A 12,167-nucleotide genomic window follows, 5' to 3' on the forward strand; every position below is an offset into this window, starting at 1 on the left:
GTTATCTCCGGGTCGGGTCGAAAGTGGCGGGCAGCGTGGCCCAGCAGGCATCGTAGTTGTTTTGCAGTTGCGGGCAATCCAGAGCGAAACGGCTCGGGCGCAGCACCTGGCTGGTCTCGAACATGAAGGCCATAGTGTTGTCGATTTTCGCTGGCGCGAGTTCGGCGTTGATCGACTTGGTGCAGGTTTCGCCGTCCGGCCCATGGGCGCTCATGCAACTGTGCAAGGACGCACCACCGGGCACGAAACCTTCGGCCTTGGCGTCATACTCGCCTTTGATCAGGCCCATGAATTCGTTCATGAGGTTGCGGTGGAACCACGGTGGACGGAAGGTTTTCTCGGCGACCATCCAGCGTGGCGGGAAGATGACGAAGTCGAGATTGGCCAGACCGTGGACGCTGGTCGGCGAGGTCAGGACGGTGAAGATCGACGGATCCGGGTGATCGAAACTGACCGTGCCGATGGTGTTGAAACGACGCAGGTCATATTTGTATGGCACGTTATTGCCGTGCCAGGCGACCACGTTCAGCGGCGAATGATCGAGCTCACAGCCCCACAACTGGCCGAGGAATTTCTGCACCAGGGTGGTCGGTTGCTTGAGGTTTTCGTAATGCGCGACCGGCGTCAGGAAGTCCCGCGCGTTGGCCAGGCCGTTGCTGCCGATCGGCCCCAAGTCCGGCAGGTGCAGTGGCGCACCGTGGTTTTCGGCGATGTAGCCGCGAGCTTGCGGGTCGAGCAGTTCGACGCGAAATTTCAGACCGCGCGGCAGCACGGCGATTTCCAGCGGCTCCAGTTCCAGCACGCCCAATTCCGTTGCGATGCGCAGACGCCCCAGTTCCGGTACCAGCAACAGTTCGCCGTCAGCGTTGAAAAACACGCGCTCCATGGAGCGGTTGGCGCGGTAGCTATAGATGCTGATCCCGGCCGGTTTTTCCGCGGCCGAGTTGGCGGCCATGCTCACCAGCCCGTCAATGAAATCAGTTGGCTCGGCCGGAACATCCAGCGGGTTCCAGCGCAGACGGTTGGGGGTCACTTCACCCAACGGGCCGCCAGCCAGTTGCCGATCCAGTTTGACGAACGCCGGGTGATTGGCCGACGGCTGAATGCGGTACATCCAGGTGCGCCGCGCTTCGCTGCGGGGCATGGTGAACGCGGTGCCGGAGAACAGTTCGGTGTAGAGACCGTACGGGGCTTTTTGCGGGGAGTTCTGGCCGACGGGCAGTGCGCCGGGCAGCGCTTCACTGCTGAATTCGTTGCCGAAACCGGACTGATAAGCCAGCGCTGGCGCCGTTGAATCGAGGTTCATGGAGCCTCCTGAACAGGGAGTAGACATGGCTGTCGCTCCATTCAAGAGCTTTCGGCACGCCTGGGTTATTTTTATCGTAATTCGATTACGCTTAACGTAATTTGATTGGTATTGACCGTCAAGCTATAAAGACGCCCATTCGTCCCGGGATCACACCGCCTCCATGGAAACGCCGCGCAGCAACGATAAACAGAAAGTCCGCTCGGCCGAGGTCGGCACCGACATCCTCAAGGCCTTGGCCGAGTTATCGCCATCGACTTCACTGTCGCGCCTGGCCGAACACGTACAAATGCCGGCGAGCAAGGTTCACCGCTATTTGCAGGCGCTTATTGCCAGCGGTTTTGCTGAACAGAATGCTGCTACCAACCACTACGGTCTGGGCCGCGAAGCTTTGCGTGTAGGGCTGGCAGCCCTCAACAGTATGGACGTGCTGAAAGTCGGCGCCCTGCCCCTGGCTGAATTGCGCGATGAGTTGAACGAAACCTGCTTTCTGGCGGTGTGGGGCAATCAAGGCGCGACCGTGGTGCACATCGAGCCGGCGGTGCGCGCGGTGACGGTGGTGACTCAGTTGGGTTCGGTGTTGCCGTTGCTCAGTTCGTCCACTGGACTGGTGTTTAGCGCCTTTCTGCCACATCGGGAAACCGATGAACTGCGCGAACGGGAAATCGCCGTCGCCGACCACCTGCTGGCGGATGAAAGGACCTACGCCATCTTGTGCGAACAGATCCGCGAACGCGGTCTGCATCATGTGCATGGTTTGCTGATGCCGGGGGTCGATGCGTTGTCGGCGCCGGTGTTCAATGCTGTCGGGAATGTCGCGGCGGTGATGACCATTGTCGGCCCGGCATCGTTGTTCCACGCCGACGAAAACGGCCCGGCGGCGCAGCGATTGCTGGCGGCGACGCGGGCCGTTAGTTGGCGGATGGGGTATGAGACATCTCCCATCCATTGTTGAAATGCAGTTCTAGTTCTACGCCTGGACTTTTCGAGGCCTATTGATCACTGCATTAACCTATCAATCGAGTCGTGCTCTGCACGTCGTGTTGTGGAACGGCGACTGCCGTTATATAGCTGATGCCTACCGGGACCCCGGTTATAGTCGAGAGGAGGTCAGCAATATCCTTGATGCTGGACAGTAGGCCAACAGCATTAACAGGAGCTCCTACCGAAGCGACTTTACCGATGTACAGAATAATAGCCGCTCTCCAGGCAGTGGCAAAATGGGCATTGGCCGCCTTGTCATCCCCCTCGCTGGAAGCAACTATTCCCAGGACGACTGAGTGAGTGATTCGCAGCACGCTCACCACAATGCCAACTGGCGGGATTAACAACGACACCACATCGAGTGCCAAGTCAATCAGGATTTTTGCTTCCTGCCATATCAATTCGGCCGGGCTTGTCGTCTGATAATCCACATCGGCAATAAAGCGTCCAATCATTGACCCGTATTCCTGCTTGAAAGTCAAAACCGGATAGCTATTCTCCAGCACAGGCGTAGACGAGATCGGATCTTTCGAATGACTGTAACGACTTATTTTATTTTCTATGGCATTTCTATCTTCCAGACGCGCCAACTTCAAAATATGCTGGCAATAACGCAAGTCCTTCAATCGAGCGGCTAACTTGTTGACAGGAAAGAAGTCTTCGCCATCGGGCGTATCAGGTATATAGATAATGAATTCATCGTGACCGTTAACCTTACGACCGAAGACATAAGCGCCCTCCAGTTTGCGACCTTCAAGCGTAAATTCGTAAACCCCAATACCCGGCTTACCACCTGCGACAATGTTACCCTCACGAAGGATGTCTCGATAAAAACCGTCAATCAATCCCTTCAACCAGTTAGACTGTTCCTGCGACATCTCACCTTTCATTTTCTGCGTGAGTGCCGACCTGAACATTTCATTTTGTTTGAGCTTGCGATAAAGGCTCACCTTCAAATCAACATCCGGAGCGTGCAGAAATTTGGCCCTAAGATACTCAATGTATTTTTCACCTGGCATTAGACGAATGAGGGCATCAACTACCCTTCCATTCAATCTCTGTATCGATTGATTAGTAAAAGTCCAGAAGTGCGCCGGGGTGGAACCGTCACCATTGAAAATATAATCTATACCCGTGCCCACGGCCGAGCCAGATTTTGGCCACAACTGCCACTGAATAAACAAATTGGTCAAGCTGATTTTCGAAACGCCATGAAACTTCACAAATACTTCATCAGGGTCAATCTGCGGATTAGATCCGGTGCGACTCAGGTACTCGTTCAGCGTCTTCATCACCAGGCTTCGAGCGAATTTATGGAACGGCTCAATATCAAGCTTGTCTTTGGAAATCTGATAAATCGCCTTGAAGTCTGCATTTAAGCGATTCAACAGAAGCTGATCTGCCACATTCGAGTTCCTGTACCACCACGGCGTAGCGACTTCCACCTCGTCCGCCTCCCAGCTGATTACATTCTGGATACTCCCTTTTAATGGACTATCTTCGATCCACTGTGTCAGTTGGATCGAGGACCACCACCACTCTTGTAACATCAAGCTCGGCTCTTCTACGTGATAAATTTTTTCCAACTCTTCTCTTTCACTTGAATATCCCTTCCCCCTCAAGTAGGTCTGCCCTTTTTTGTCAAAAGCCCAACGACCAATTTGCTGTTGTAAGCTTTTCAAATCAGGAAACTGAGACCACTCCTGCCCCGTCGGAAAATCCGGCGCATAAAGTACATGAGTGCTTCTATTGACATCGGCACTTTTTCTCCGATACACCATCAAATCTTTCATCGGCTTGAATCTAGCCTTCAGCGATATCCCCGTTGTCTCAATCGACGGATCGCCGAAGTTAAAACGCTGCACTATGTCCTGAGCGACCGAGGTAACGTGGTTTTGCAAGATGGCGCCAAACATTGTCAAGGCGGTCTTTCGCCCCAAGCGCTCCCGCATCAATTCGACGACGTGATCCTGCGAATAAACCCGCTGTCTCGCCATGTTAAACTCCACACGAAGATTTAACGACTGAATCGCTTGCGCAATATTAGAAGGACTTAACCTTGGATTATTATAGAACTCCTCTACAGCCACCACATACTGCCCCTCTTGATCATGAGCACCGTACATGAAAGCCTGAGTCAGCGTTTTTCGTTCACTGTGCTCTACTTTTTTTCCGTCCGCTAATTTAACAGTATGCCGAACAGTCACAAAGATGGTGTCTGGATCAATACGTTCATCTGTACCTGGCGATATGAAATCTCCTACAACTCCGTGAACATAGTTTTTAAACGTTGAAGCACCTTTAGTCGCTTCATGGAGCTTCACCTCGCTTTCAAGCAATCTCTGCTCAAGGGACGCATAAATTTCTTGATTAGTTTCATAACTCTCCTTCAACCATCCTGGCCGGGCATTTCTCGAAATCAACTTAATGAAAACGGCGGCACGACCTTTGGCATCCTTGGTCATCTCTTCCAGATGCAGCATTGAGCCAATTTCCTGCACCGATTTTTCGTTATCCCAACGCGAGCCGTTCATTTCCCGTAGCTGACGAACGATATTGGCCCTTTGTTTCTTCAGCGCGGCATTGATGCCAGCCGAAAATACATCTTCATCAATTCTCGAATAACGAATATCAGGACTATTGCTGACCTGATCTACGTCATCGGACGAAAGACCTTTCAGGAGCTCTGCCCGATGGTCCGGCTCACTCAGACGCTTCTTGAGTGCCTCATGCAGTGCCCGCGAAGTAGCGAACTTCTCCACACCTCGACTCGGTGTATAAACAATCACTGCACTGTCAGTCGCCGGGATAATCGCCCCCAACGACTGACCATCCAGGCGCATGACGAAGGTCGAAGCCAATGCCGCGAAGCCTCCTTTGTGCAACTGAACCGAGACACCATAAAACGCGCTGGGAAGCAGAGGGCTGGCCAACTCATTGACTTTCTTTTCGTCGTCCGGTGTCAAACCACCCTCCGCTGCCATGACGGCCAACTCACGCCAGAAAAGCCTGACATAGAGGGTCCGCAATATGCTTTTACGCGTAGACAATGGTCGCCCTGTGGCGTCGGAACCCTGAGAGGCAGACCAATACCCGTCAATAACCGCAGCGTACTTTTCCGGCAGATTCAGAAGTAGTTCTGCGATCAGTTTGCCAATCGTTACGATATCCAGAACAGGGTGGCGGTCCTCTTCAGCCGTCGAGTCACGCCAGTCGTATACACCATACTCAGCAGCGTTATAAACAGGTGCACGCCCACGTAACAGACACTCCATAACTACGTCATTCAGCACGCCTGTTGGCTCATTGGCAGACGCAGAAGCACTGTCGCGCCGATTGATAAAGACCCTGCTGACATACACTTCCGAATCCAGCTGCTGAAGTTCCTTCAGCACACACTCCTGAAGCAATCCTTTGAACGAAGGAGCATTCGCCAACTGACTAGATAACTGCTTAATAGCCTCACTTACTTCAGCTAATTTAAATTGCGAACTTAAAATCTTCTGATCATCCATAACCAATTTCTCTGAATTATTTAATTACAGGAGTGAAGCTCTTAACCTCACCCACTTGCAATCAAGCTAAATCAGACACCAGCAAAAAATAAAGTCAGATTTATTTTCAACTTATGTAGTGCTTTAAAGTTACAGTATCAACACCCGTTCCTCCTCAGCACTCTACTTCCACAAACCCAACAATCGGGCCTTGGCAACAGCATGAGTTCTGCGCTCCACACCTAACTTTCCGTGAATTCGCCGCACGTGAGTTTTTACCGTATGCAATGAAATAAAAAGTTGTTCGGCGATCTGCTGATTCGAATTGCCAGACGCAATTAATGTCAGCACCTGTGTCTCTCGCAGACTAAGCGGGTTATCGCCGTTCGCTGCATCGACTTGATCTGCAATGGACGCAGTCATACCCAGTTCGATTAATAGATTCGGCTGACGTAGACGAAGCTGACACAACAAAAACGACAAGTTACAACGACGAATGAGTTCCAGACCTTGCTCAAGAGTCTCCCTGGCCAAAGCAACTTGGCCCTGAACAAAAGCCACCTCCGCCATCGCCAGATGCAACTCGGCCTCCAGGCGTTGAGCGCCCTGTGCTTCTGCACAATCTGCAAACCGCTTGAGCCGGGCCAGCGGCTCTTGCGCTCTTTGAAGATGAACCTCCGCCAAAACCAGCAGGTATTCGATACGTGGTATCAAGTTCAGCGTCGCCGGCGGTGCCTGTCGCGCGTGCGGCCCACGATAGTGGCGCAACACACGAGTCAACGCTTCATGAGCCAGTTCCGGCCGCCCTTGCTGCAACCAGAAATGACTGCTGACTTGCAGCAGGGCGCCCCTGTAAACGGTGTCCGGGATCTGGCGCTGTTGCATCAGCCGCTCCGCGTCGCGCAGCCGGACAAAGGCCAGGGCATAGTCACGCTGATTGGCTGCCAGTTGCGCCTGACCGAGAAAGCCGTAGAGCACGCGCTTGTCGTGGTTGCGCAAACAAACGTCCAACCCTGCCTGGAAGAGTTCCGCTGCGCGCTCGTCCTGCCCCTGGTACAAAGCCAGACGCCCCCGACGCAGGGCGATTCGGCCCAGCAATGGAGTGGAACGGGTTAATTGTTCACGGAGCAGATCAGAAATGTTGGCAAGTAGTGTTTCTGCACGACCGAGAGCGCCACGCTGCTCCAGTAATTGCGCGTGATCGAGTTCCAGCAGCCCTTCAAAAACCAGCGAGCCTTGTGCTCGCGCCAGGCACAACGCATCGCGGTTTATCGCTTGTGCCACATCGAGTTCCCCCCGCAGCAGGGCCTGTTGCGTCAAACCCGACAGGCACATCAAGCGCACGGGCCAGAGGTCAGGACCGAGCACGGTCAGCGCCTCGAGAAAATGCGCGCACGCCCCCTCCATGCGCCCCTGTAAATGCAGTAGCCAGCCTTGCTGGGCCTGCCAACGCGCAATCAATTGCCGCTGAAGGAACGCCGACGGCTGAGGGGTGAATCGAGACAGATGTTCGATGCAATCGGCCGCTTGCTCGAATCGACCGGCAAACAGCAAGGCTGCGGTGATCAACCCGACCAGTTGCGACGACCCGAGCATCAGTTCCTCGCCCTGCTGCTCATGCAAACGCAACAACAGCACCACCGTTTGTTCCTCGAACAGGTGCTCGAAACTGAAATGCTGCAACAGGCTGACGGCGACCTCGAACTCTTCAGCCAGCAGTGCTTGTTCGAAGGCGGCTTTCCAATCGAGTTCGGCCGCAAACCACTGGCAGGCACGACGATGCCAGGAACGTCCCGCCGGCCATTGCTCATCGCGCATCAACTGGGTAAGTGGCGGGAAAATCTGCAGCCAGTCTGCCGAGTCCTGCCAAGGCTCGATAAAACAACCCAGTTCTTGCAACGTCCTCAAACATTGCGCACCTTCACCCGCGCCAAACAGGTGATCGCACAGCCTTGCATTGAATCGCGGTAAATGGGCGAGTACCCGCCAGGCTTCCGTCAGCTCCGGCGTCAGCGTGGTGAACAACTCGTGCTCCAGGTAATCGAGCAAGGTGTTCGTTCGGCCATGTGGCGTGTTGTTGTGTGACCAGTCGCATTTTTGCAGCAGTGCAATCCGTACGCCGGCGCACCAGCCACCACTGCGCTGGATGATCTTGCCGGCGACAGTATTAGCCTCGGCCGGTGCCAAATGTCGCAACAGCTGGGCGATCTCACTTTGATTAAACGCCAGCGTGGAGTGCTCGCACTCATACAACTCATCATCAAGCAGCAAGCGCGGCCAGTTGCATTGCGGCCGGCGGCGAGCACCCAGCCACCAGGTCAGCATCGGGTTGCTGACCGCCAGCATGCGATCCAGCAGCAGGTCTAATTCGGGGTTCGGGACGCGGCAATAGTCATCGAGAAACAGCCAGGTTGGCGTCTGCAATCGTGACAGATACCCCAGCAACTCGGATTCGCCTGACGAAGCCAGCCCCAGCGTCTCTGCCAGACGATGACGAAACTCCGTCGCACTCGACGCCACGCCAGACAATGGCAACCAATGCACCCGGCACTGGGTTGGCGCCTGCAACAGGCATTCGGCGAGCAGCGTTGTCTTGCCACTGCCGGCCGGCGCGCAGAGTAATCTCACTCGTGCCGTGGAGGCCAGCAACGGCTCGATCAAGCGAGCCCGTGACTGGTGATGAGTGGACAGACGGGGCAGGAATCCAGAACGGTCCAGACACGGGATCATGGCGGTCATTGCGGCGTGCCTTTTTATAATTGTCCGGCAACCCTAGCCCTCTCTCACCCGCTTGTTGAGAAGTATTCAGCACGCTGATTGGCAGCCATAAAAAAGGCGACCACCCGGTCGCCTTTTGTACTGTCGATGTATCAAAACCCTTACCGAACGCCCTCGGCGCGCAGGGCCGAAGGCGTGTAGTCGGCGGCCTTGGCTTCGAAGCCGAATTCGAAACTGTGTTTCTCTTCGTTCTTCATTCCCAGGGCAATGTATCGGCCGGCAATGATGTCGTAGAGCGCTTCGAGGGTGTAGGCCGGGGTCTGGTGATCGTAGTAGTACTGAGCGTGCCCCTCGGCCACCCGCCACAGCTGACCGCGACCGTCGTAGTGGTCCGCCAGCGCCACTTGCCAGCTGTCTTCGTCGAGGTACATGTGGCGTTTGGCGTAGATGTGCCGTTCGCTCGGCTTGACCGTACCGATCACTTCCCAGACCCGGTGCAACTCATAGCGGGTCAGGTCCTGGTTGATGTGCCCGGCTTTCACAATGTCATCGTACTTGAGGCTCGGCGAGTCGAGTTTGTAGCTGTTGTAAGGGATGTACATTTCCTTCTTGCCGACCAGTTTCCAGTCGTAGCGATCCGGTGCGCCGGAGAACATGTCGAAGTTGTCGGACGTGCGCAGGCCGTCAGCGGCAGTACCCGGCCCGTCATAAGCCACTTGCGGTGCGCGACGCACACGACGCTGGCCGGCGTTGTAGATCCAAGCAAGACGCGGCTCTTTCACCTGATCGAGGGTTTCGTGCACCAGCAGCACGTTACCCGCCAGACGTGCAGGCGCCGTCACCGACTGCTTGAAGAAGGTCAGCACGTTGGCAGCTTTTTCCGGGTCCAGTTCCTTCATCAGCTGCGGTACGGCGATCTCTTCCTCGAAGCGGATTGGCGTGTAGCTGCCGTTCGTTTGCGGGGTCACCTGAGTGATGATGCGGCGCAGGTTGCCGCCGTGATAGCGGGTGATGTGGTTCCACAGCACCTCGACGCCGGCCTTCGGAATCGGGAAGGCGTAGTAGCGGTTGCCGGTGAAATTGGCCAGGCCGTTACCGTCGTTGATGCTGTTCACGTTCAGTGCGCTGCGCTTGGCCGACTCGTAAATCTCCGGGGGTACGGCCACGGTGCGGTGGGTCGGGTAGACCGGGATCTTGTAGGTTTCCGGGTAGCGCTTGAACATCGCCACCTGACCTTCCGACAACTTGTCTTTGTACTTGTCGACCGTCGCGGCCGTGATGATAAACAGCGGTTTTTCGCTGGCGAACGGGTCAGCCAGGAAGCCTTTGCTGTCCACCGCGCCGGCATTTTTCGGGATGCCGCCGGTCCAGGCCGGGATCGAGCCGTCGGCGTTGCCGGCCTTCTCGGCGCCCAGCGGAGTGAGGCTGGTGCCAAGCTTGTTGGCTTCTTCAGGCGAGACCGCCGCCATCACGTTGGCAGCCAGTAGACTCAAGGCCAGGGCGCCGCATTGCAGAATCATCTTGCGCATTAAAATCATCCTTCTCAGCCAGATCAGAAGTTCACGCCGAAGCTCAGCGCCAGGAAGTCGCGGTCTTCCAGGGTGTTGTAGTCACCGCCGAAGAAATCGGTGTAACTGAGGCTCGCGGTATAGGTGTTGCGGTAGTCGGCATCGACGCCGACGCTGACCGCCTTGGCGCCTTCGTTGAACAGACCGTTGGGGCCATAGCCGGCGACGTCGTGGGACCAGGACAGGTTGGGCTTGAGGTTGATCCCGCCAATCACGTTGGCGTAATCGAGGATCGCCCGGGCGCGGTAGCCCCAGGAGGTCGAGGTGACGAAGCCGTCGGTATCGCCGCCAAAACCGTACTGGCCATAGACCGAGTCACGGCCGTAACGCAGCTTGGTTCGCGACTCCAGACCACCCACGTGCACCACCGCCGCTTCGCCAACCAGGGTCAGCCGTTGGGCGCCCAGCACTTGGTCGAAGAAGTGCGTCAGGGTGCTCTGGACCTGCGTCACTTCTTTGCGGCGGTAGCCTTTGTTGTCGGCACCTGGCGTGGTCGCGATAGGCGATGCCGCGCCGCGTGCGATCGGGTTGAGCAACGCCAGGGTCAGATCGTTGGTGTTGACTTGCACCGGAGCGTTGGGGCGATAGCTGATCTCGCCGGTCCACGCCGTGCCGGTAGGCAAGGTGGTGGAAAAGCTCGCGCCGTAGAGATGAATGTCTTCCGGGTACTCAAGGTAATACTGGCCGCGTCCGAGCATCACACTCTGTGCCAGTGCGGACCCGGTACCGGGTGCGATTCTGTTGGCGGCACCGACGATGGCCGGGATCCGTGCCAGCGTTGTCAGGCCGGCAGTGGTGGTGCCGACCGTCGGGGTACGGCTGTGATAGTTCATGAAGTACAGACCGTACTCGGTGTCGTCGCCGAGCCAGCGCAACGCCGTGCCCCACTGCCCGGAGTCGCGGGCATCGCGGTCACCGCCACGTGGGACGATCACGCCTTCCCTACCGACCTCGAAGCCTTGGCCAAACGCTGCAGCGATCGGTTGCAACGGTGCGATCGCCGGGCTGGCAACGGTGTAGTTCTTGTTGCAACCATCCGCCACCACGTCGTTGCCAAAGAAGGTGCCGCAGTTGTCGACGACAGTCTGGTCCCACTCCAGTTGATAGAAACCTTCCACCGAGAGCTGATCGGTCAGACCCTGGGAGGCGAACAGCATGTTCACCGGAATCAGGCCTTCCTTGATTTCGGCGCCAGGACGGCGGAACGCTGAAACGTCAATCGGGTTGATGCTGTTGATCGAGTTGCCGATGAAGGTACTTTCACCCCAGCTGACCACTTGTTTGCCGGCGCGCACAGTGCCCGGCAGATCGGCGATGGAATAGTTGTGATAGACGAAGGCGTCGAGCAGCTGCGCCCCGGAGGACTTGGCGCCTTCTTTACGACCGCTGTCACTGATCTGCTTGAACTCACGGTCCTCGTCCTTGAGTTCGAAGTCGTACCAGTACTTGCCACGCACGAACACACCGGTGTCACCGTACTTCAATTCAAGGTCATGAATACCCTTGAAGATCTTGGAGAAGGTTTCGCCCTTCTTGAAGTTCAGCCGCCCGTCATCCCCGGTCGAAGACTGGCCGGTCCCGCCATTGACGATGCCCACCAGAGATTTGTCAGCATCGCGCATACCCCAGCTCGCGCCGACAGACAGCGAAGAGTCAAAGGTCCCCTCGATTTCCCCAATGTTGAATGAAACAGCCTGCGCCTGGGCGCAGCAACCCAAGGCAACCGCAGCGACCAGCGCTTGCGGCGTGAAGATGGCGCGCATTGTTGTTTTTGTCATGCGTCTTCCCCGGTGAGTGACAGAAGGCCCCACCCTACTGCCGCACGTTGGGAGCGATAAGCGCACCAAGGAGGTATTCGCGATGTACCTCCAAAGGATGAATGCCCGCATGGGACGGGGATTTGCGCGGGTTATGGATGGGCTGGATGGGGGGTTATCAGTCAGGTGCATAGGGCGTTGTGAACGCAAACCTGTAATTGGATGGACTCGCCCAAGCCGAGGCGTCAATGCGCCACGGTGGCAGTCTAAACAGCCAACGACAGCGAGGGCGAGTCCATGAAAAATCATAGTTCGATTGATCAATCCCTGTCTTCTTCCG

At 56.1% G+C, this 12,167-nt stretch carries 6 protein-coding genes; 1 reads left to right on the plus strand and 5 read right to left on the minus strand.

All coding sequences use genetic code 11. The annotated features are described in order from the left end of the window. Position 1: 1 nt before the first annotated feature. Positions 2 to 1,306, minus strand: a complete 1,305-nt coding sequence (gene hmgA, locus FQ187_RS06085) for a homogentisate 1,2-dioxygenase (RefSeq protein ID WP_149628793.1) — start codon at positions 1,304 to 1,306, stop codon at positions 2 to 4. Between the two features lie 163 nt (positions 1,307 to 1,469). On the opposite strand from hmgA, the gene FQ187_RS06090 reads away from it, so the two are divergent. Then, on the plus strand, positions 1,470 to 2,261 hold the full coding sequence (locus tag FQ187_RS06090) for an IclR family transcriptional regulator (RefSeq protein ID WP_149628794.1): 792 nt from the start codon (positions 1,470 to 1,472) through the stop codon (positions 2,259 to 2,261). Between the two features lie 52 nt (positions 2,262 to 2,313). Here the strand turns inward: FQ187_RS06090 and FQ187_RS06095 are convergent, their stop codons facing one another. From FQ187_RS06095 to FQ187_RS06110, 4 genes are all read right to left on the minus strand, one after another. After that, positions 2,314 to 5,805 (minus strand): dermonecrotic toxin domain-containing protein, encoded by a 3,492-nt coding sequence (locus FQ187_RS06095; RefSeq protein ID WP_149628795.1) that lies wholly within the window; start codon positions 5,803 to 5,805, stop codon positions 2,314 to 2,316. A 162-nt stretch (positions 5,806 to 5,967) separates the two neighbouring features. Next, a complete protein-coding gene (locus FQ187_RS06100; protein WP_149628796.1) occupies positions 5,968 to 8,523 on the minus strand; it encodes a LuxR C-terminal-related transcriptional regulator in 2,556 nt (851 codons plus the stop codon). Positions 8,524 to 8,663: 140 nt separating this feature from the next. Further along, positions 8,664 to 10,031, minus strand: coding sequence for a DUF1329 domain-containing protein (locus FQ187_RS06105; protein WP_149628797.1), 1,368 nt, complete (start codon positions 10,029 to 10,031; stop codon positions 8,664 to 8,666). Positions 10,032 to 10,054: 23 nt separating this feature from the next. Beyond that, positions 10,055 to 11,848, minus strand: a complete 1,794-nt coding sequence (locus tag FQ187_RS06110; RefSeq protein WP_149628798.1) for a DUF1302 domain-containing protein — start codon at positions 11,846 to 11,848, stop codon at positions 10,055 to 10,057. Positions 11,849 to 12,167: the final 319 nt, after the last annotated feature.

The sequence above is a fragment of the Pseudomonas sp. ANT_J28 genome (assembly GCF_008370005.1).
GTDB classification, from domain to species: domain Bacteria; phylum Pseudomonadota; class Gammaproteobacteria; order Pseudomonadales; family Pseudomonadaceae; genus Aquipseudomonas; species Aquipseudomonas frigoris.